This is a genomic window from Streptomyces sp. NPDC030838 (assembly GCF_055572035.1).
Genome location: NZ_JBVIED010000004.1, coordinates 198,191 through 219,413, shown reverse-complemented (window position 1 = coordinate 219,413; position 21,223 = coordinate 198,191). Strand labels below are relative to the sequence as shown.

Annotated in this window: 18 protein-coding genes; 8 read left to right on the top strand and 10 right to left on the bottom strand. The window is 68.4% G+C overall.

The genetic code is table 11. The features are described from left to right. The first annotated feature begins 15 nt into the window (after positions 1 to 15). The 5 genes from ACZ42A_RS14215 (at position 16) to ACZ42A_RS14195 (ending at position 4,634) form a co-directional block, all read left to right on the top strand. Positions 16 to 528, top strand: a complete 513-nt coding sequence (locus ACZ42A_RS14215) for a Jag family protein (RefSeq protein WP_468527460.1) — start codon at positions 16 to 18, stop codon at positions 526 to 528. Between the two features lie 113 nt (positions 529 to 641). Beyond that, positions 642 to 1,358 carry a 16S rRNA (guanine(527)-N(7))-methyltransferase RsmG gene (gene rsmG / locus ACZ42A_RS14210; RefSeq protein WP_468527459.1) on the top strand — a complete coding sequence of 239 codons (717 nt, stop codon included), beginning with the start codon at positions 642 to 644 and terminating at the stop codon, positions 1,356 to 1,358. A 301-nt stretch (positions 1,359 to 1,659) separates the two neighbouring features. Beyond that, the gene (locus ACZ42A_RS14205; protein WP_468527689.1) at positions 1,660 to 2,733 is read left to right on the top strand and encodes a ParA family protein; all 1,074 of its coding nucleotides are present in this window, start codon (positions 1,660 to 1,662) and stop codon (positions 2,731 to 2,733) included. Next, on the top strand, positions 2,730 to 3,854 hold the full coding sequence (locus ACZ42A_RS14200; RefSeq protein WP_468527458.1) for a ParB/RepB/Spo0J family partition protein: 1,125 nt from the start codon (positions 2,730 to 2,732) through the stop codon (positions 3,852 to 3,854). The genes ACZ42A_RS14205 and ACZ42A_RS14200 overlap by 4 nt, the downstream gene beginning before the upstream one ends. Positions 3,855 to 4,016: 162 nt before the next feature. After that, a complete protein-coding gene (locus ACZ42A_RS14195; protein ID WP_468527457.1) occupies positions 4,017 to 4,634 on the top strand; it encodes a GNAT family N-acetyltransferase in 618 nt (205 codons plus the stop codon). A gap of 136 nt (positions 4,635 to 4,770) precedes the next feature. Here ACZ42A_RS14195 and trxA read toward each other — a convergent pair whose 3' ends face one another. The 4 genes from trxA to sigM all read right to left on the bottom strand — a co-directional run bounded on the left by trxA (position 4,771) and on the right by sigM (position 7,984). Further along, entirely contained in the window at positions 4,771 to 5,103 is a 333-nt protein-coding gene (gene trxA / locus ACZ42A_RS14190; RefSeq protein WP_141316111.1) for a thioredoxin, read from the bottom strand. A 40-nt stretch (positions 5,104 to 5,143) separates the two neighbouring features. Further along, positions 5,144 to 6,115: a thioredoxin-disulfide reductase gene (gene trxB, locus ACZ42A_RS14185; RefSeq protein WP_468527456.1), complete on the bottom strand. Its 972-nt coding sequence runs from the start codon at positions 6,113 to 6,115 to the stop codon at positions 5,144 to 5,146. A gap of 175 nt (positions 6,116 to 6,290) precedes the next feature. After that, positions 6,291 to 7,256 carry an anti-sigma factor gene (locus ACZ42A_RS14180; RefSeq protein WP_468527455.1) on the bottom strand — a complete coding sequence of 322 codons (966 nt, stop codon included), beginning with the start codon at positions 7,254 to 7,256 and terminating at the stop codon, positions 6,291 to 6,293. Beyond that, positions 7,253 to 7,984, bottom strand: a complete 732-nt coding sequence (sigM, locus tag ACZ42A_RS14175) for an RNA polymerase sigma factor SigM (protein ID WP_468527688.1) — start codon at positions 7,982 to 7,984, stop codon at positions 7,253 to 7,255. Before sigM ends, ACZ42A_RS14180 begins: the two co-directional genes overlap by 4 nt. 182 nt (positions 7,985 to 8,166) lie before the next feature. On the opposite strand from sigM, the gene ACZ42A_RS14170 reads away from it, so the two are divergent. Beyond that, positions 8,167 to 8,619, top strand: a complete 453-nt coding sequence (locus tag ACZ42A_RS14170; protein WP_468527454.1) for a hypothetical protein — start codon at positions 8,167 to 8,169, stop codon at positions 8,617 to 8,619. A gap of 259 nt (positions 8,620 to 8,878) precedes the next feature. Beyond that, positions 8,879 to 9,631 (top strand): hypothetical protein, encoded by a 753-nt coding sequence (locus tag ACZ42A_RS14165; RefSeq protein WP_468527453.1) that lies wholly within the window; start codon positions 8,879 to 8,881, stop codon positions 9,629 to 9,631. Positions 9,632 to 9,698: 67 nt separating this feature from the next. On the opposite strand, the gene ACZ42A_RS14160 is transcribed toward ACZ42A_RS14165, so the two are convergent. From ACZ42A_RS14160 to ACZ42A_RS14150, 3 genes are all read right to left on the bottom strand, one after another. Continuing rightward, positions 9,699 to 11,426 (bottom strand): protein kinase family protein, encoded by a 1,728-nt coding sequence (locus ACZ42A_RS14160; RefSeq protein WP_468527452.1) that lies wholly within the window; start codon positions 11,424 to 11,426, stop codon positions 9,699 to 9,701. A gap of 137 nt (positions 11,427 to 11,563) precedes the next feature. Beyond that, complete coding sequence (gene murJ, locus ACZ42A_RS14155) at positions 11,564 to 13,867, bottom strand: murein biosynthesis integral membrane protein MurJ (RefSeq protein WP_468527451.1); 2,304 nt, start codon at positions 13,865 to 13,867, stop codon at positions 11,564 to 11,566. Between the two features lie 44 nt (positions 13,868 to 13,911). After that, positions 13,912 to 16,311, bottom strand: a complete 2,400-nt coding sequence (locus ACZ42A_RS14150; protein ID WP_468527450.1) for a DUF6049 family protein — start codon at positions 16,309 to 16,311, stop codon at positions 13,912 to 13,914. Between the two features lie 257 nt (positions 16,312 to 16,568). Here ACZ42A_RS14150 and ACZ42A_RS14145 point away from each other — a divergent pair, with 257 nt between their 5' ends. Continuing rightward, positions 16,569 to 18,011: a CCA tRNA nucleotidyltransferase gene (locus tag ACZ42A_RS14145; RefSeq protein WP_468527449.1), complete on the top strand. Its 1,443-nt coding sequence runs from the start codon at positions 16,569 to 16,571 to the stop codon at positions 18,009 to 18,011. 120 nt (positions 18,012 to 18,131) lie between these two features. Here the strand turns inward: ACZ42A_RS14145 and ACZ42A_RS14140 are convergent, their stop codons facing one another. The 3 genes from ACZ42A_RS14140 to ACZ42A_RS14130 form a co-directional block, all read right to left on the bottom strand. After that, on the bottom strand, positions 18,132 to 18,623 hold the full coding sequence (locus ACZ42A_RS14140; RefSeq protein WP_468527448.1) for an LppU/SCO3897 family protein: 492 nt from the start codon (positions 18,621 to 18,623) through the stop codon (positions 18,132 to 18,134). A gap of 136 nt (positions 18,624 to 18,759) precedes the next feature. Then, the gene (locus ACZ42A_RS14135; RefSeq protein WP_468527447.1) at positions 18,760 to 20,022 is read right to left on the bottom strand and encodes an MFS transporter; all 1,263 of its coding nucleotides are present in this window, start codon (positions 20,020 to 20,022) and stop codon (positions 18,760 to 18,762) included. Between the two features lie 101 nt (positions 20,023 to 20,123). Then, positions 20,124 to 21,206, bottom strand: coding sequence for an inositol-3-phosphate synthase (locus ACZ42A_RS14130; RefSeq protein ID WP_468527446.1), 1,083 nt, complete (start codon positions 21,204 to 21,206; stop codon positions 20,124 to 20,126). Positions 21,207 to 21,223: the final 17 nt, after the last annotated feature.

Here is a 21,223-nt window from a genome sequence, read left to right as displayed (position 1 = left end):
GAAGGAGTCCATCCCGTGACGGAAGGCACCACCTCCGCCGCTGCCGAGGGTGCAGACACCCTGACCCGCCTGGAGCAGGAGGGCGAGATCGCGGCGGACTACCTCGAGGGTCTGCTGGACATCGCCGACCTCGACGGCGACATCGACATGGATGTCGAGGGCGACCGCGCCTCTGTCTCGATCATCAGCGACACGGGCAGCCGTGACCTGCAGAAGCTGGTCGGCCGGGACGGCGAGGTCCTGGAGGCGCTCCAGGAGCTCACCCGTCTGGCCGTGCACCGGGAGACCGGGGACCGCAGCCGGCTGATGCTCGACATCGCGGGCTACCGCGCCAAGAAGCGCTCCGAACTGTCCGAGCTGGGCGCCAAGGCCGCCGCCGAGGCCAAGAGCAGCGGCTCGCCCGTCAGGATGAAGCCGATGACGCCGTTCGAGCGCAAGGTCGTGCACGACGCGGTCAAGGCCGCCGGACTGCGCAGCGAGTCCGAGGGCGAGGAGCCGCAGCGCTTCGTCGTCGTGTTGCCCAACTGATTCGGTACGTACGTTCCTCGGCCCCGTCTGTTGCGCAGGCGGGGCCGAACTTTGTCAGCCTGGTAGTCAGGTCGGCGCTCGGAGCGCCGATGCGGTACGGAAGGACGGTCCCCGTGACGGAGGCAGCTGAGCTCCCCCCTGCTCCCGAGCAGGCTCGTGACGTATTCGGCGATCGCTTCGCGGATGCGGTCCGGTACGCCGAGCTCCTGGCCGAGGCAGGAGTGCAGCGGGGGCTCATCGGCCCGCGTGAGGTGCCTCGCCTGTGGGAGAGGCACCTGCTGAACTGTGCGGTGCTCTCCGAGGTCGTGCCCGAGGGTGTGACGGTCTGCGACGTCGGGTCCGGCGCCGGCCTGCCCGGGATCCCGCTGGCGCTGGTCCGGGAGGACCTGAAGATCACGCTGCTGGAGCCGCTGCTGCGGCGGACCAACTTCCTGACCGAGGTCGTGGAGCTGCTGGGCCTGGACCATGTGACGGTGGTCCGCGGCCGTGCCGAGGAGGTCATGGGCAAGCTGCCCCCGGTCCATGTGGTGACGGCCCGTGCCGTGGCCCCGCTGGACCGGCTGGCCACCTGGGGTATCCCGCTGCTGCGTCCCTATGGCGAGATGCTGGCCCTCAAGGGGGACACCGCCGAGGAGGAGCTGAAGGCCGCAGCCACGGCACTGAGCAAGCTCGGCGCCGTGGAGACCTCGATCCTGCATGTGGGTGAAGGGATCGTCGACCCGCTGTCCACGGTCGTGCGGGTGGAGGTCGGGGAGAGCCCCGGTGGCGTGCGGTTCGCGGCCAAGCGTGCCAAGGCGGCCCGGACGGGTCGGGCGCGGCGACGCCGCTGATCGCCTCGATCGACGAGACGTACTCCACACAAGCTGCCAAACCTACGCATCACGGAGTGTCGCGGCAGTTCGGCCGGAGCCGCTGTGCATCGTGTTTCACGTGAAACGTCGCTCACTGCTGCACGGCATCATCAGTCGCGGCCGCGCTGCGGCCGAACCCCGCGACCGTAAGCCTCTCGGTTCTCTCGACGAGGCTCCCGTTTCCTCCGACGCCCCTTCCCTCTCCAGAGGCACGGAGTTGTCCACAGAGGTGGATTTCTCCACAGAAGACCAGGCCTCACTGGTTCACGACCCCGAAGACATGGGAGGCTCTGTTCATTGCGAGCCTGAAGTCGAGGAGAGTGAATCCTTGCGGTCCGACGCCAACATCGCGGGACCGATGACCGATCCGGTCCCCGGTCCCCGTACCGAGTCGACGGGAGCGGATGTTTCACGTGAAACACCGCCTCCGATGGACGACACTCCCATCGGTCGTGCTGCCCAACTGGCGGTCGAGGCTTTGGGCCGCGCAGGCGAGGGCCTGCCACGGCCCGAGCAGACCCGCGTCATCGTGGTGGCCAACCAGAAGGGTGGCGTGGGGAAGACGACGACGACCGTCAACCTTGCCGCTTCGCTGGCTCTGCATGGCGGTCGGGTCCTGGTGATCGACCTCGATCCGCAGGGCAATGCGTCCACCGCCCTGGGGATCGACCACCACGCCGAAGTCCCGTCCATCTATGACGTGTTGGTCGAGAGCAAGCCGCTCTCGGAGGTCGTCCAGCCGGTCGTCGATGTCGAAGGTCTCTTCTGTGCCCCCGCCACGATCGATCTCGCCGGTGCGGAGATCGAGCTGGTGTCACTGGTGGCACGGGAGAGCCGTCTTCAGCGGGCGATCCAGGCGTATGAGCAGCCGTTGGACTACATCCTCATCGACTGCCCGCCCTCGCTCGGCCTGCTGACGGTCAACGCGCTGGTCGCCGGCCAGGAGGTCCTGATCCCGATCCAGTGCGAGTACTACGCGCTGGAGGGGCTGGGCCAGCTGCTGCGCAATGTCGATCTGGTGCGGGGGCACCTCAACCCCGTGCTGCATGTATCGACGATCCTGCTCACCATGTACGACGGCCGGACGCGGCTTGCGTCCCAGGTCGCCGAAGAGGTGCGCACCCACTTCGGCGACGAGGTGTTGCGGACGAGCATCCCCCGCTCCGTCCGTATCTCCGAGGCGCCGAGCTATGGGCAGACGGTGCTGACTTACGATCCCGGATCGAGCGGTGCCCTCTCCTATCTTGAGGCGGCACGGGAAATCGCGCTGCGGGGTGTCGGCGTCAGCTACGACGGGACGCACGCACACATCGGCGCTCAGAACGATCAGAGCATGGTGGAGGGGATCCAGTGAGCGAGCGACGGAGGGGGCTGGGGCGTGGTCTCGGCGCACTGATCCCTGCGGCCCCGACCGAGAGGACGCCGGCGCAGACCGCGGTGGCGGGTGCTGTGGGAGGCCCCGTAGGGGGCGCTGCTTCCACGTCTCCCACGGCGGTTCCGGCGCTGACGAGCGATCGCGGGGTGGCCGCTGCGAAGGTGGCCACGCTGCCGCCTGTTTCACGTGAAACCGAGGATCCGTCGGCCAACGGCGCTGTGGACATGCCCGCTCCTCCCATGGGCGCCCACTTCGCCGAGATCCCGCTCGACGCCATTGCGCCGAACCCCCGGCAGCCGCGTGAGGTCTTCGACGAGGACGCGCTGGCCGAACTGGTCACCTCCATCAAGGAGGTCGGTCTGCTCCAGCCGGTCGTCGTACGGCAGCTGGGCCCCGGGCGCTATGAGCTCATCATGGGCGAGCGGCGCTGGCGGGCCTGCCGCGAGGCGGGCCTGGAGGCGATCCCGGCGATCGTGCGGGCGACGGAGGACGAGAAGCTTCTCCTGGATGCCCTTCTGGAGAACCTGCACCGCGCGCAGCTGAACCCGTTGGAAGAGGCGGCTGCCTACGACCAGCTGCTGAAGGACTTCAACTGCACGCACGACCAGCTGGCGGACCGCATCGGTCGCTCCCGCCCGCAGGTCTCCAACACCCTGCGTCTGCTGAAGCTCTCGCCGGCGGTCCAGCGTCGGGTGGCCGCCGGGGTGCTCTCCGCCGGTCATGCCCGGGCTCTGCTGTCCGTCGAGGACTCGGAGGAGCAGGACCGGCTGGCTCACCGGATCGTGGCCGAGGGGCTGTCCGTACGGGCCGTCGAGGAGATCGTGACCCTGATGGGATCGCGGCCCAAGGCGGCTCCGCGGGCGAAGGGCCCCCGGGCCGGCTCCCTGGTCTCCCCGGCGCTGAACGAGCTCGCCACCCGGCTCTCCGATCGCTTCGAGACCCGGGTGAAGGTGGACCTGGGCCAGAAGAAGGGCAAGATCACCGTCGAGTTCGCCTCCGTAGAGGACCTTGAGCGGATCCTGAGCACGCTGGCCCCCGGCGAGGGCCCGGTGCTTCAGAAGAGCCTGCTGGAGGACGACGGGGAGGAGCCGGAGGCCTGAGGATCCGGCTGTCGGCTTCGCTGTCAGAGCCTCGTGCGGGCCGTGTCCGGTGTGTACCGGAACACGGCCCGCACTTTGCATTTTGGCGGTATCGATGGAATCGCTTGGTGGATACGATGCGTTCGGGTATGCGACGGGCGAAGGAAGCGAGGAACTGCCTTCATGGGGCGTCGGCTCGTACCGCTCACGCTGGACAACCTTCAGGACCTGCCCAAGCGCTGCCGCGCGTGCGTCTTCTGGGAGTTGGACCCGGTCAGCGGCGAGACAGCGGTAAAGGCAGGCACGTCGGCGCTGGAGAAGGAAGCCTGGATCTCCGCCGTGCTGCTGGACTGGGGCTCCTGCGGTCGGGTCGTCTATGTCGATGACGTTCCGGTGGGCTTCGTTCTCTACGCGCCCCCGGCCTATGTGCCCCGCTCCACGGCCTTTCCGACGAGCCCGGTCTCGCCTGACGCGGTCCAGCTGATGACGGGGTTCATCATGCCGGGCTACCAGGGACAGGGGCTGGGCCGTGTGATGGTGCAGACGGTCGCCAAGGATCTGTTGCGGCGGGGCTTCAAGGCGATCGAGGCGTTCGGTGACGCGCGCTGGAAGGAACCCGCCTGTGTCCTGCCTGCCGACCATCTCCTCGCCGTGGGCTTCAAGACGGTCCGCCAGCACCCCACCTACCCACGGCTGCGGCTGGAGCTGAGGACGACGCTGTCCTGGAAGGAAGACGTGGAGATGGCGTTGGACCGCCTGCTGGGGGCCGTGCAGAAGGAGCCTGCTCTGCGGCCGCTCTAAGGGCTGTCTGCAGAGGTGCTCTGAAGAGGCGCTCTCAAGAAGTGCTCTCAAGAAGTGCTCTCATACGAATGGGCCAGCCCCTAAGGGCTGGCCCATTCGTGTTTCACGTGAAACGTCGATCGCTCCCTGGGGGAGGTCACTCGGCGATGAAGTCCTCAAGGTCGCGGAGGATCGCGGCCTTCGGCTTGGCGCCGACGATGGTCTTGGCGACCTCGCCGCCCTGGTAGACGTTCAGGGTCGGGATCGACATGACGCCATACTTGGCGGCCGTACCCGGGTTCTCGTCGATGTTCAGCTTGACGATCTCGATCTTGTCGCCGTACTCGGCGGCGATCGCCTCGAGGGACGGAGCGATCTGGCGGCACGGACCGCACCAGGCGGCCCAGAAGTCCACCAGGACGGGCTTGTCGCTCTTGAGGACGTCCTGCTCGAAGGAGTCGTCGGTCACGTTCTTGAGGGTGCCGGCCACGGCGGGCTCCTTAACTGATGATGCGTGGGGCGGATGGGGGTCAGACAGTGGTCTTCTCGGGCTCGGCCTTCTGCTCGGTGTCCGCGAGGGCAGCGAGGAAGCGCTCGGCGTCGAGGGCGGCGGAGCAGCCGGTGCCGGCTGCGGTGATCGCCTGGCGGTAGGTGTGGTCCACCACGTCGCCGGCGCCGAAGACACCGGTCAGGTTGGTCCGGGTGGAGGGCGCGTCCACCTTCAGGTAGCCCTCCTCGTCCAGGTCGAGCTGGCCCTTGAACAGCTCGGTGCGCGGGTCGTGGCCGATCGCGATGAACAGGCCGGTCACCGGGAGGTCCGAGAGCTCGCCAGTCTTGACGTTGCGGAGCTTCAGCCCGGACAGCTTCTGGTCACCCTGGATCTCGGCGACCTCGCTGTCCCAGATGAACTTGATCTTCGGGTCGGCGAAGGCGCGCTCCTGCATCGCCTTGGAGGCGCGCAGGGTGTCCCGGCGGTGGACGATCGTCACGGACTTGGCGAAGCGCGAGAGGAAGGTGGCCTCCTCCATCGCGGTGTCGCCGCCGCCGATCACGGCGATGTCCTGGTCCTTGAAGAAGAAGCCGTCGCAGGTGGCGCACCAGGAGACACCGCGGCCGGACAGCGCGTCCTCGTTGGGCAGCCCGAGCTTGCGGTGCTGGGAGCCGGTGGCGACGATGATGGCCTTGGCCCGGTGGACCGTGCCGGCGGTGTCGGTGACGGTCTTGATCTCACCGGCCAGGTCGACGGAGACGATGTCGTCCGGAACGAGCTCGGCACCGAAGCGCTCGGCCTGCGCGCGCATGTTGTCCATGAGCTCGGGGCCCATGATGCCGTCCTGAAAGCCCGGGAAGTTCTCCACCTCAGTGGTGTTCATCAGCGCACCGCCCGCGGTGACAGCGCCCTCGAAGACCAGCGGCTTCAGCGACGCGCGCGCGGTGTACAGCGCCGCGGTGTAGCCGGCGGGCCCGGAGCCGATGATGATCACGTTACGGACGTCGCTCACGGCTTGATTCCTCGTCTCTGGACTGCGTCGTTCGACCGGTGGGAGCCCCTCTCAGAACTCTCACCCCACCCAACGGATCCTAAGGGGCGCGCATTCCCGCTGTGTCCGGGCACACGGGCGGGTGACCGCTATACGAGACGGGTCCCACGGGACCAGGAACGCGTGAGGGAGTGGCTCAGCGCGCGTAGGAGTGTTTCAGCAGCACCTTTGCCGTGCCCACCGACGGTTGGTCCACGCACGTCGACTCGACGATGTAGGCGGTCACCCGTGTGGGGTCGGAGCTGTCTTGCAGGACGACGAGCAGTGCGTTCGTGCCCTTGTAGATGCCCTTTTCGGTCGCGAGGGCTTCCTCGTCGCGACCGATGCCCTGCTGGACGCACTCGGGGACAGCGATGGTGGGCTGTTGGAAGACACGGGGCTGCTCGGAAGCAGGGGCGGACTCAACCTCCCAGTCCGGAGTACGGGAGCCCTTCTTGGAGTTCTGCTGCTGCGCCAGGAGATCCGCGACCTGTGTCTCCAGGCGTCCCTCGGAGAAGGTGTCGGCGGCGGTGGTCTGACGTTCCTGGGCCGTGGTGCCGGGCTGCGTACCGGTCAATGAGGTCCACAGGACGGAACCCAGTCCGAGGGCGGCGGCCGAGAGGACGGCGCCCAGGACGGCAGCGCGACGGCGGCCACTGTGCTTGCGGTCCCTGCGGTCCTTGCGGCCCGGTCCGGTGGAGGAGAGACGGGCGCGTCCGGCCGGGCGGTCCACGGCGGTCGATGTTTCACGTGAAACAGGGGCGCCGCCGCTGCTCTTCTCGTCGGAGGCGACTCGGGCCGCGGGCAGCGGTGCGTCGGCGTCGCTCTCCTCGGGCGCTTCGGGTGCTTCGGGCGCCTCCGGCGCCGAGGCGTTCAGCAGGGCCTCAGCGGCGAGGGCGGCGTCGATCCGGCCGGCGACATCGGCGGGCATACGTGGGGGACCCGGCAGGGTGCCCAGCAGGCCCCGGATCTCCTCCAGCGAGGAATGGACGTCGGCGCACAGCTCGCACGCGTCCAGATGGCGCCGTACGTCCGTAGTGCGGGAAGGGGGGAGCAGGCCCTCGGTGAAGTCGGAGATCTCGGCGACGTCCGGGTGCCCGGCCGTGTCCGTCGTGGATGTCACGCTCGCCCACCTCCGCCCTTCACAGCAGCTGAATCGCTTGGCCCGGCCTCGTGCGGGCTCCCCTCATGTGGACCCGCTGCCGGTGGGACGGATGTCCCCTGCGTCCGGTTCCGCCCCGCACCCGGTTGTGTGCCCGCACCGGCGTTTTCCGGCCGTAGATGGGTGAGCAGGGGCAGAAGTCTGGCTCTGCCACGCGCACAGCGGCTCTTCACAGTCCCGGTCGGTACATCCAGCATGCGAGCGGCCTCGGCGACCGGGTAGCCCTGCATGTCCACCAGCACGAGAGCCGCACGCTGGTCGGGCGGGAGCGTTCCGAGCGCCTCCAGCAGCTCGCGGTGCAGATCATTGCGCTCCGCGGGCCCAGCAGCCGACTCGTGCGGCTCCAGCAGCTGCTCCAGGCGCTCGGTGTCGTCGACCGGCGCGGTCTTGCGTGAGGCCGCCTTGCGAGCGCGGTCCAGGCAGGCGTTCACCGTGATCCGGTGCAGCCACGTCGTGACAGCCGACTTGCCCTGGAAGGTGTGGGCGGCCCGGAAAGCGGAGACCAGGGCGTCCTGCACGGCGTCCGCCGCCTCCTCGCGGTCGCCGAGGGTGCGCAGGGCGACGGCCCAGAGCCGGTCACGATGGCGGCGGACGAGCTCACCGAAGGCGTCGGGGTCGCCGGCGACGTGCCGGGCCAGAAGAGCCTCGTCCGTAGCCGAATGACAGTCGTCAGCCGCAGACGGCACGATTCCCCTCCCCGTGGGCTTTCCCTGGAGGCATTCAAGCTGGTCAGGCACCAAAAGTAAATGAGCCCGACCGCTGGACGCAAGGCCGCCTATATAGGGACGATTGCAACTAGTTGATCTTGACAGCCTGGGATGATCATGGAAATGTTCGGGCGATCTGTTTGTTCCTTGAGAGGGAATGATTCGTGAAGAGAAAACTGGCGGCGCTGGTTACGGTGGCGGCTGCGGCAGCCTCATGTGTGGTCGCCTCGGCATCCGCGGCGAGTGCCGTCGAATGCACCGGTGAGTACGCCTATGACAAGGTGTGTCTCCACGAGAACGGTGGCCAGTATCTGAACGGGATGCTGCGCATCGACTACTACTCGCGCACCTCATGGGCGAACATCACGTACAACGGGACCAGCACGCCTCTGTACCGCGGTGATGGCGTCCTGACGAATGTGAGCGGTGCCACCAACTGGGATATGGACAGTCGTATCGCTGTCTACTACAACTCGAATCACTCCGGCCCGTGCTTCACCATTCGGGCCGGCGGCCAGGTGTTCTTCAACCGGATCGTTCTGAGCAATGGCCGGAGCGCGAACGACAACATGAACTCGCACCAGTTCAACGTGACCTGCGGTTCCGTTTACGGGTGACGGGCTGAAAAACCAGGATCCTGCACAGGCCTGCCGGCCGGGCTGTCGATGGCGGCGTCTCACCCCTCGGGGTGGGGCGTCTCTTCTTTTGAAAGTCACGAACATGAACTCACGGCGCATCGCTTGCGTCTGCGCGAGTGTCTTCCTTGTGTCTGCTTGTTCCTCGGCAGGCCCTGGCACTCAACCGCAGTCTCCGAACTCTCCTGCTCGTGTGCGGGTGACTACCCAGGTCACGAGTGGGGCTGACATCGTCCTGCCCATGGACGCCTATGTCGAGACACCGCAACAAGCTCAGACCAATGACTTCGCCGTCGAGCAGCTGGCCTATTCGTGTATGAAGAGGCGCGGGTTCGACTGGCCTGAGCCGAAGTGGGTGGAGGTGCCGAACCAACCGTCTGTGAATGCGCGTCGGTACGGGGTGATCGATATCCAGGAGGTCCGGAAGATCGGTTATCACGCACCCGTTTCCGAAGGTGATCGGAAGGGTGGGGATGAGGGGCACGGGGACGACTTTGTCCCTACTGCGAAAGAGTTCAAGGCTTATACCGGGCGACGGCTGGACCAGCCGATGGCGTCAGATACCCGGATGGGTGGGTGCCGAGGCGAGGCCGAGCGGAAGGTGTACGGAACCGACGGACTCAAGCGCGAATGGGTGGAGTTGCTGAAATACCACGCGCGTTCGTTCCTTGACGCCAACCGTGATCCGCGAGTGCTGAAAGCCATGGCGAAGTGGAAGGCTTGCATGACCGGGTTCGGGTATGACTACGAAGACATCTGGGACGCGAACGATGACCCTCGTTGGCAGTCGAGCACCATAAGCGCTGCTGAGAAAAAGACCGCAGAAACGGACGTGAACTGTAAGATCAAGTCCGGTGTCCCCACCGTTCTCCTGTCTGTCGAGACGGAACTGCAGACAGCCCATATTGAACGCCATCGCGGGGATTTCTCTCACATCGAGAAGCACTTCGCTCAGGCGTACAGCAGGTCGTCCGCATTCGTGGGAAAGCGCTGAGAGCGAGGGGCGGTCCTATAGCTGGGCGTCGAGTGGTGGCACGACGCCCAGCCCCTCATCGGTCACGCTATTTGCTGGTGCCGAGGAACGACACGTCCGTTATCGCTTGCTTGTAGCCGGCGCGGCTGAACTCGTCGCCCTGGGCGTGGGGCACGGCCGTGAGCCAGACCAGTACGTAGCGCGTGTTCACCGGATCCTTGGCTTGCAGTTTCGCCAGTGAGCCCGAGGTTTCCGTCGTGGCGATCTTCTTCATGGAGTCGAGAGATTCCGAAGAAGAAAGCGAATCAGCGGCATACATCGTGATGGCGGTGTGATCGCCCGGGTGACGCAGCGCGATTGAGGCGCCGGAAACGTCCTGGGCCGAGCCGAGGTCGTACATGATGCCGACACCCTGCTTGAAGGGTGCTAGTACGGGCCCTTCGTAATAGCTCTTGGTCCGCCAGTACGACGTGCTGTCGTTGTCATACGTGTTCGGGACACTGTCGCTGTCCTGGGGGGATCCGTCAGGGTAGTACTCCACGGCCCCTTGGATCGTGAGCTTCTTGGGAGGCGTCGGCTTCTCGTCGTCGACGGCAGGTGGTGAGGTGGTCGGCGTCTTGGGCTCGTTCCCCTGGTCCATCAGAGCGTCCGCGAGCTGCCAGCTGCCCAGACCCAGGGCGGCGATCAGCAGGGCCGAGACGGCCCACTTCAGGGCCTTGCCGGTACGGCTCTGCAGCGGGGGCGGCGGAGTCGGGACCGGCTGGGTGACGCCCGGGTGCGGTGCGGTACGGCCGTACGTGCCCTGCTGGTAGGTCGTGCGCTGGTACTCCGGCGGCGCGGTGAACGCGGGCTCCGGCGGGCGGATGCGGGGCATCTCGCTGATCGCCTTCACCAGCTCCTCGGGCGTGGTGCACGGGGACTCGTGGCGGGAGGCGGTCGCGCCGTCGTTGGCGAGCGCGCGCATGGCGAGCTCCGACAGGCCGCGGTGGACACCGGCGCGTACCTGGTCCGGGGCGATCAGTCCGACGTCCTTGGGCAGCCCGGACAGTCCGTAGGCGTCGTTCTCGTACGGCCAGCGCTGGGTGAGCGCGGCGTACAGCAGGGCGCCGATGGCCTCCGTGTCGGAGCGCTGCGGGGTGTCGGAGCTGATGCCGCGCAGTGCGGCGTTCACGGCGAGGCCGCGGATCCGCCACTGGCCGGTGGAGGTGCGCAGCACCGCGTTGGGGTTCAGGCGCAGATGGGACAGGCCTTCGCGGTGCGCGGCGGCCATGGCGGAGGCGACCTGGCTGACCAGCTGATAGGCGTCGTGCGGCTCCAGCGGCCCCGCGGAGAGCAGCGTGGTCAGCTCGGTGGCGTCAGGCAGCCACTCGTGCACGACGTACACGAGGTCGTTCTCCTCGACGGCGTCGAGGACCTGCACGAAGCGGGGATCGCCCAGCAGCGCGGAGGAGCGGGCCGCGGCCAGTACGGCACGGGCGCGGGTGTGGTCCGCGGGCAGGACGTGGACGCCGACGGCACGGCGGAGTTTCTCGTCGACCGCACGCCAGCTGCTGAAACCGTCCAGACGGGTGACGCAGTCCTCGAGCCGGTAGCGTCTGGCGAGCTTGTGGCCGCTGTGCAACTCGGGCGGTGAGGCCTTCTTCCCGGGACCCTCGGTCCCGCCACTCCCCTGTGCCTCGTTCTGCTCCGTGTCCCGCTCCCGCTTCTGGGCCACCCCGTCGGCCGTGGACTGGTCCGCCTGGTCCGCCTTGGCGGTCAGCGACTTGTCGCCGCTGTTGTCTGCCACGTCGACGGCAGCCGTGCTCCGTTCCGCCACCGTCGTTCCTGCCTCCCCATCCATTGCGCGCCGTACGACCCGTGCGCGCCGTCCGACGCCGAAACCAATTGTGCCCACAGTCCGCCGCTATGCACGACACACGGTGGCGGACGATGGTTGTGCGCGTACCCCCCGTCTCAGCGGCCCAGACGTCCGCGCACCATGCCGACCAGCGAGTTCAGCTCTTCGATGCGCATCCGACGGGCGGCGACGTAGAAGATCCCCAGCAGGGCCGCCCCGCCGGCTAGCAGCGCGGCGAAGGAGCCGAGGGCGCCCTGGCCGAGGGCCTGCGTGATGCCGTAGCAGGCCGCGCCGCTCACCAGTGCCGCGGGCACCGAGGCGATGCTCAGCCGTGCGTAGGTGCGCAGCACGCGGGAGCCGTCCAGGTCGCCTCCCAGCCGCTTGCGCAGCCGGCGCCAGGCGACGCCGACGCCGATGACGTAGGCCAGGCCGTACGAGGCGGCCATGCCGACCACGGCCCAGCGGGCGGGCAGCAGCAGGTAGCAGAGCACGGACGCGCTCGCGTTGACCGCGGCGACGATGACCGTGTTGTAGAAGGGGGTGCGGGTGTCCTCGTAGGCGTAGAACGCGCGCAGCACGACGTACTGCACCGAGTACGGGACCAGGCCGAGGCCGAAGGCCATCAGCATGTAGCCCATGTTCGTGGCCGCGTGCGTGCCCGAGGTGCCGAAGATCAGGGTGCACATCGGGACGCCGAGGGCGACGAAGCCGAAGGCGATGGGAACGATCGCGACGGCGGTCGTGCGCAGGCCCTGGGAGATGTCGTCGCGGACGGCTCCGCTGTCGTCCTCGGCGGCCGAGCGGGAGATCCGCGGCAGCAGCGCCGCCATGAGGGAGACGGTGATGATGGCCTGCGGCAGGCCCCAGATGAGCTGGGCGTTGGCGTAGGCGCTGAAGCCGGTGCCGTCGATCTTGGTGTCCACGACCGAGGCGGTGGCCAGCTGGGTGACGACCAGCGCGCCCGCCTGGTTGGCGAGGACGAAGAGGATGGTCCACTTGGCGAGCATCGCGGCCTTGCCGAGGCCGTGGCCCTTCCAGTCGAAGCGCAGGCGCAGCCTGAAGCCGGTCTCCCGCAGGTACGGGATCATTGCGAGGGCCTGGACGACGAGGCCGAGCAGGACGCCGATGCCCAGCAGCCGGACGCCCTCCGGCGGGATGTTCTCTACGGTCATGCCGGAGTGCTCGGCGGTGCCGTACACCCACAGGAACAGGCCCAGCGTGACGATGATGACGATGTTGTTCAGAACCGGGGTCCACATCATCGCGCCGAAGCGGCCCCGGGCGTTGAGGATCTGGCCCATCACCACGTGGATGCCCATGAAGAAGATCGAGGGCAGGAAGTACCGGGTGAAGGTGACGGCGACGTCGAACGCGGCGGGGTCCGAGGCCAGCGGGTTCGACAGGGCGCGTACCAGGAGCGGGGCGCCGAGCATGGCGAGGGCGGTGAGGACACCGAGGCTCACCATGACCAGGGTCAGCAGCCGGTTGGCGTAGGCCTCGCCGCCGTCCTCGTCGTCCTTCATGGCCCGCACGAGCTGCGGCACGAACACGGAGTTCAGGCCGCCGCCGACGGTCAGGATGTAGATCATCGTCGGCAGCTGGTAGGCCACCTGGAAGGACTCGCCGAGGAGCATCAGGCCCAGCGCCGAGACGATCATGGCCGAGCGGATGAACCCGGTGAGGCGGGAGACCATCGTGCCCGCCGCCATGACCGCGCTGGACTTCAGCAGGCCGGCGGCCTTGCCGCCCTTCTTCGGTGCGGGGGCGGCGGGGGCCGGAGCCGAGGCCTCGGGCTCGTACTGCTCGGGCGCCGAGTACTGCCCCGCAGGCGTTTCGTACGGCCCGGATGTCTCGTACTGCTCGGGTGAGAGGTACTCCGGTGCCGCTCCCTGTCCCGTGCCCGGCGCGGCGGCCGGACCGGGCACCGCCGGGTGGTCCATCGGCGGGCGGACGCCGCTCTGCTGCTGGTCGCGGAAGAGGTGGGCGAAGGCGTCGTGCTCCTGGCGCTCCTCGGCGGCCTGGGTGACCAGGTCGTCCACGCCCACGTACTGGGTGGTGCGGGGGTCGTCGCCGTACGGCAGGTACTGGGTGGCGCCGTCCGGCTCGGGCGCCGGGGTCTGCGCCCACACGTTCGGGTCGGGGGCGTACGGCGACTGCGGCGGCTGGGCGTACAGCTGCTGCGGTGGCGGGTACGTGCCCGGAGGCGGCGGGGGGTGCGCGGCACGGTCGTACAGCGCCTCGGCGACCGGGTCCTGGGCGGTGAGGTCCTGCGCCCGGTACGGGTCCTGCTCGTAGGCGTCCTGGAGGTACATGTCCGCGGGGTGCTGCGGCGGCACCTGGCCGTGCTCGGGCGGCGGGCCCTCGGGGTAGCCCGAGCTGCCCACGGCCTGGCCGCGGTCACCGTCGTACGGCGCGTTCATGCTTACCCCACCTCATCGTCCCGGGCCCACCGGCCACGACATCCTCAACGGTCCACTCTCTCACCCGTGCCGGACGGGTCGGCGCTTTCCGCTGCGGTGTCCGGTGTCGGGTCACTCGGCTGCACCGGGTCGTCTGCCCCGGGCCGGGTGCCCGACTCCTCCTTGGGACGGTCGTCGGGGTCTTGCGGGTTCTCCGGCGTGTCGGCGGGCTGCTCCGCGTCCGCCGACGCGTCCGCCTTGTCCTGGCCCTCGTCCTCCCGGGCGGCCGCCCGCTTGCGCTGGGTGTACATCCGGAAGCCGGCGAGGACCAGCAGCAGCACTCCGCCGCCGATGACGAGCATCACGGTGGCCGTGATCTCGGTGACCTTCACATCGAACTGGACGGCCTCGCCGTACGGCTTCCCGTCCTCCGTGAACAGCTGGGCGATCACCGTCACCCGGCCGTTGGCGTTGGCGGAGGTGTCGAACTTCACCGACTGGCTGTGTCCGCCGGAGACGGAGACCGGCTGCTCGTCGTAGGCCTTGCCGCCGATCTCCAGACGCGTGGGGCTGGTGGAGGTGAGTCGCAGCACCAGGTTGTCGACGCCCTGCACCAGGTTGTTCTGCACCGTCACCGGGATGGTGGCGCTGCGGCCGGAGAGCTTCGTCTCCGACTTCTCGATCAGCTTGACCTGGTCGGCCAGGTCGTCGAGGTAGCCCTCCACGCCGTCGCGATAGCTCTGCGCCTCGGCGGAGCGGCCGTGCCACGACGTGGACATCTCACGGTTTATGGCCCGGCCGAAGGGGGTCACCACGCGCAGGGGGAAGCGGAGGATCACCTTGAAGTCGTCCAGCTTGTCCTGCGTGGTCGCGATCTGCTCGAAGGCTTCGCGGGGCAGCTCCTGCTTGCGCAGCGCGGAGGGGTACGCCGAGGACGGCGGCACCTTGGTGGTGGCGTCGGCGTCCGGCTTGGCCTCGGCGGTGGCGGTCAGTTCCTGGGTCTCCGTCCAGGTGCCGCCCTGGAGGGCGGTGATCGCCTCCGCCATCGCCCGGGCCTGGCTGGCGCTCGGCATGCGCTGCGGAGCGACGACGATGTTGCGCTGCTTGTCGGTCTGGAGGTTCAGGGCGAGGCTCTGGGCGAGGAACCGCTGCACGGCCAGCGTGCCCGCGGACGCCTTCGTCAGATCCCCCTCGAAGGCCGTCGACAGCCGGGCGTCCGCGACCACCGCGGTGGTCCCGCCGCCGATGGGACGGGCCGCGGACGGCGTGTACGGCAGACCGCTGGTCTCCTGGAGGCTGTCGCTGCGGGCGATCACCCGGTCGGCGCCCGCGGAGGTGGCGACCTTCACGATCGACGGGTCGATCGCGCCGTTGACCGGCCAGGCGAAGTCGGTGCTCGGTTTCACGTGGAGGATCGACTCCACGGTGGTGGCGGCGACGTCCGTGGCCGCCTTGTACTGACTCAGCGAGCCGGTGACGTCCGTGCCGTTGTGGGCCAGGGAGGCCAGATCCGGGTCGGCGAAGGGCAGCGCGACGACCTCCTTGCCGGCCACCGCCTTCTGGAGCTCGGCGAGCCACTGATTGGCGACCGCCTGCTGGCGGCCCGGCGTGGTGTCGTCCCCGCTCCGCACCTCGTAGCTGCGTGTCATCGCGTCGACGGAGGCCAGCAGGTCCGGGTCGATCACCCAGGTGATGCCGAGGTCCTTGCCCAGCGCCACCATCTGCGCCAGCCGGCCGCCCGGAGCGATCTCCTTCGCGAGGTCGTCGTTGAGGAAGACCGGGGTCTGCTGCTCGTTCGAACCCGTTTCCGCCGTCATGCGCGCCGTGGAGACCAGCGGCCACAGGAACGTCGTCTTCGTCCTCGGCTCCGCCTCCTCGGGCTGCCACGGGAGGAAGGTCCGCTGGAAGCCCAGCACCTGTCCCCAGGGCTTCGCGGCGGTCTCGCCGGTCAGCGAGACACCGAACTGGTAAACGCCGTCGCCGCCGAGGTCCAGCTCGTCGACCGGCACGGAGATGCTGAAGTGCTCGGAGACGCCGGGGGTGAGCTTGGCGAATTCCTGGCTGTAGTCCCCACCGACCTCGCTCCCGTCGGCGCCCGGGACGTAACCGGTGTTCTTGGTGGCGGTGTCGATCTCCGAGCGGGTGGTCAGCTCCGGGCCGACGTGCAGGTCCACCTCGGCGTCGGTGATCGTGTCCTTGCCGTTGTTGGTCACCGTGCCGGAGACGGTGAGGGTGTCGCCGTCCGTGGGAACGGCGGGGCTGAAGGAGTCGAGGGCGACGGCCACCGTGCGCGGGCCGGAGGCGGCCTTCGCGGAGGTCTGGCCGGCGGCGTCCGCGGTCGGCGCCGCGGGCAGCTGGCACAGGCCGGCCAGCAGGGGTGCCCCCGCCAGCAGTGCTCCGGTGCGCAGCAGCCACCGGCGGGCAGGTGAGGGACACGTCCCTTGGATGTCTGCCGCCTCGGCCACGCGCTCGCCCGTCCCTCGTCGTCGTCAGTGGTCGTCGGAATGTGCGTCCACGCATGGTAACGATGCGCGCTGAGGGTAAGTGCCGCGGACTGCTCCACAAGATCGGGGGACTCTCGCCCGCTGTCCCGTATGTGCACGTATAAAGGGGAGCGCCGGTGTACGTCGCGAGGGCAGGTCTTGAGCGGATATCGGTGGCGGAGCCGGGCGCGGATAATCGGGGCGCCCGTGGTCCGCCGAGCCACGTACCCTCTTCTGTTGTGCCGAACGCCAACGAAGAAATCCCCAGCGCCGTGAACCAGGAGCAGCACCGTGCGGTGACCGAGCCGCTGCGGGTCGCCCCTGTCGCCGACGACCTCGCCCGCCGCTTCCAGGAGGCCGGGTTCTCACTCGCCCTGGTCGGCGGCTCGGTACGGGACGCGCTGCTCGGCCGGCTCGGCAACGACCTGGACTTCACGACCGATGCCCGCCCTCTGGACGTCCTGAAGATCGTGCGGCCTTGGGCGGACGCCGTATGGGACGTCGGGATCGCCTTCGGCACGGTCGGCGCGCAGAAGGACGGCTACCAGATCGAGGTGACCACCTACCGGTCGGAGGCCTACGACCGGACCTCGCGCAAGCCGGAGGTCTCGTACGGCGACTCCATCGAGGAGGACCTCGTCCGGCGTGACTTCACCGTGAACGCGATGGCGGTGGCCCTGCCGGAGAAGAAGTTCATCGACCCGCACGGCGGGCTCGACGATCTCGCGGCACGTGTGCTGCGTACCCCGGGCACACCCGAGGAGTCCTTCTCGGATGATCCGCTGCGGATGATGCGGGCCGCGCGTTTCGCCGCGCAGCTCGACTTCGAGGTGGCTCCCGAGGTCGTCACGGCGATGACGGAGATGGCCGGGCGGATCGAGATCGTCTCGGCCGAGCGGGTGCGCGACGAGCTGAACAAGCTGATCCTCTCCGCGAACCCTCGCACGGGCCTGACGCTGCTGGTCGACACCGGGCTGGCCCAGCGTGTGCTGCCCGAGCTACCGGCCCTGCGTCTGGAGAGCGACGAGCACCACCGGCACAAGGACGTCTACGAGCACACCCTGATCGTCCTGGAACAGGCGATCGCGCTGGAGGACAACGGTCCGGACCTGACCCTCCGGCTGGCCGCGCTGCTGCACGACATCGGCAAGCCACGCACCCGTCGCTTCGAAAGGGACGGCCGGGTCTCGTTCCACCACCACGAGGTGGTCGGGGCGAAGATGACCAAGAAGCGCATGGCCGCGCTGAAGTACTCCAACGAGCTGGTCAAGGACGTCTCCCGCCTGGTGGAGCTCCACCTCCGATTCCACGGCTACGGCACCGGTGAGTGGACCGACTCCGCGGTGCGCCGTTACGTCCGGGACGCCGGCCCTCTCCTCGACCGGCTGCACAAGCTGACCCGCTCGGACTGCACGACGCGGAACAAGCGCAAGGCGGCCGCGCTGTCCCGGGCGTATGACGGTCTGGAGGAGCGCATCGCCCAGCTGAAGGAGCAGGAGGAGCTGGACGCCATCCGGCCCGACCTGGACGGCAACCAGATCATGGAGATCCTGGGTATCAAGCCGGGTCCCGAGGTCGGCCAGGCCTACAAGCACATGCTGGAGCTGCGGCTGGAGAACGGGCCGATGGAGCACGACGAGGCGGTCGCTGCACTCAAGGAGTGGTGGGCCGCGCAGAGCTGAGCGCGTGAAACGAGGTCATGTTTCACGTGAAACATGACCTCCTCACGAAGCTCACAGGGCACCTCGGATGTGAAGAGGGGCGATGTTTCACGTGAAACATCGCCCCTCTCGCTGTCTGCCTTACTTCTTGTAGTCCTTCAGGCAGAGCAGGAAGTCGCTGCCGTCGCCGGACTCGGTGTACGAGTACTGGAAGTCCTTCGCCTCTTCGGCGCACTTGGACTCGGCGGTCAGAGCGGAGTAGGAGCCCTCGACCTTCGCCAGCACGACGTACTCGGCCTTGGCGTCCTTGCAGTCGACGACCTCCAGGTCCGGGTTGTTGTCGTCGGTGCTGCCGCGGTGCATGCAGTCGCCGACGGCCGCGGTGTTGGCGTCGTCCCGGCTGGCTATGAAGCCACCGATCGCCACGCTGGCGACCGCGATCACGATGACGATGTTCTTGATCGTCTTGAAGCTGAGCTTGCGGCGGGGCTGCTCCGGAGCGGGGGCGAAGGGAGCCTGGGGCTGCCCCTGCGCGAAGGGGTTCCCGCCCTGCGGCTGGCCCTGGGCGTACGGATTCTGGCCCTGGGGCTGGCCCTGCGCGAACGGGTTGCCCTGGGACGGCGGAGTGGTCACTTGGGGATCCCCCTAGAAGCTGGGTGCGTGACGCGGAAGAACGACGCGCATAAAGATCGGATAAGACGCACGTAAGCTATCGGCCCCCACTGACATCACCGCACCCGGGAGTGAGTCTGTGGCACTGATGTGACACTTATCGACGCTCAAAGCGGGCCATAGACACCGCAACCGCCGCGTAGATCACGGCCACCACGATCACCAGCGCCGCAGACCGCCCGTCCGGTGGCAGCATCAGCGCGGCCACGCCGGCCGCGCCCACGAAGGCGACGTTGAACAGGACGTCGTAGACGGAGAAGGTCCGGCCACGGAAGCCGTCCTCGACCGAGGACTGCACGATGGTGTCGGTGGCGATCTTCGTGCCCTGTGTGGTCAGCCCCAGGACGAAGGCCGCCACGAGCAGCGGGCCGGTGGCGAATGGCAGCCCCAGCGCCGGCTCGAGAACGGCGGCCGCCGCGGCACACACCACGATCCAGCGGCCGGGGCCGAGCCGTCCGGCCGCCCAGGGCGTCAGCACGGCGGCGGCGAAGAATCCGGCGCCGGACACGCCCACCGCCAGCCCCAGCAGGGCGAGTCCCTCGTCCGGATCCGACGACAGCGCGTACCGGCAGAGCATCAGCACCATGACCGTGAGGGCGCCGTAGCAGAACCGCATCAGCGTCATCGACGCCAGCGCCCAGGTGGCCTCCCGGCGCGCGGGTGCGGCGAGATGACGTACGCCCGCCCGCAGGTCACGAAGGGTGCCCGAGAGCGCCGTGCCCAGACGCGGACGCACCAACTCCGGGTCGGGACCGAGCAGTTCCCGGGGCATCCGCAGCGAGGCGGCGGCTCCGCACAGATACAGCGCGGCGCCCAGCAGCACGACCGCGGCGTCGGAGTCGGACACGACCAGCCGTACGACGAAGGCGAGGCCGCCGCCGACGGTCGCGGCCAGTGTTCCGGCGGTCGGGGAGAGCGAGTTGGCGATCACGAGTCGCTCGGCGTCGACCACGCGCGGCAGCGCGGCGGACAGGCCGGAGAGCACGAAGCGGTTGACGGCGGTGACGCAGAGGGCGGAGACGTAGAACAGCCAGTCGGGTACGTGACCGAGCATCAACAGCGCCGTGGCCGTGGCCAGCAGGGCGCGCAGCACATTGCCGTAGAGGAAGACCTGCCGGCGGCGCCAGCGGTCGAGGAGCACTCCCGCGAAGGGGCCCACCAGGGAGTACGGGAGCAGCAGGACCGCCATGGCGGAGGCGATCGCGGCGGGCGAGGTCTGCTTCTCCGGCGAGAAGACGACGTATGTGGCGAGGCCGACCTGGTAGACGCCGTCGGCGCCCTGGGACAGCAGTCGTACGGCGAGCAGGCGCCGGAAGTTCCGGAAGCGGAGCAGGACGCGCAGATCACGTACGACGGCCATGGGGCCAGCCTCACATACGGGGAGGGTCCCCGGGCGCAATGCCTCGGGGACCCTCAAGAGCCCGGGACGGGACGAGCCTTAGAGCGCAGTGCCCTGTCTCGTCAGCGCTCGACCTCGCCCTTGATGAACTTCTCGACGTTCTCGCGGGCCACGTCGTCGAAGTACTGGACCGGCGGGGACTTCATGAAGTACGAGGACGCCGACAGGATCGGGCCGCCGATGCCGCGGTCCTTGGCGATCTTCGCGGCGCGCAGGGCGTCGATGATGACACCGGCGGAGTTCGGGGAGTCCCAGACCTCGAGCTTGTACTCCAGGTTCAGCGGGACGTCACCGAACGCGCGACCCTCCAGGCGGACGTAGGCCCACTTGCGGTCGTCGAGCCAGGCGACGTAGTCGGACGGGCCGATGTGGACGTTCTTCTCGCCGAGCTCCCGGTCGGGGATCTGCGAGGTGACGGCCTGCGTCTTGGAGATCTTCTTGGACTCCAGGCGCTCGCGCTCGAGCATGTTCTTGAAGTCCATGTTGCCGCCGACGTTCAGCTGCATCGTGCGGTCGAGGATGACACCGCGGTCCTCGAACAGCTTCGCCATGACGCGGTGCGTGATGGTGGCGCCGACCTGGGACTTGATGTCGTCACCGACGATCGGGACGCCCGCCTCGGTGAACTTGTCGGCCCACTCCTTGGTGCCGGCGATGAAGACCGGGAGGGCGTTGACGAAGGCGACCTTGGCGTCGATGGCGCACTGGGCGTAGAACTTCGCCGCGTCCTCGGAGCCGACCGGCAGGTAGCAGACGAGGACGTCGACCTGCTTGTCCTTGAGGACCTGGACGACGTCGACCGGCTCCTCGGCGGACTCCTCGATGGTCTGGCGGTAGTACTTGCCGAGGCCGTCGAGGGTGTGGCCGCGCTGGACGGTCACGCCGGTGCGGGGCACGTCGCAGATCTTGATGGTGTTGTTCTCGGAGGCGCCGATGGCGTCCGCGAGGTCGAGGCCGACCTTCTTCGCGTCGACATCGAACGCGGCGACGAACTCCACGTCACGGACGTGGTAGTCGCCGAACTGCACGTGCATCAGGCCGGGGACCTTGGACGCCGGGTCGGCGTCCTTGTAGTACTCGACTCCCTGCACCAGCGACGCGGCGCAGTTGCCCACGCCGACGATGGCTACGCGAACCGAACCCATTCCGGTTGCTCCCTGTG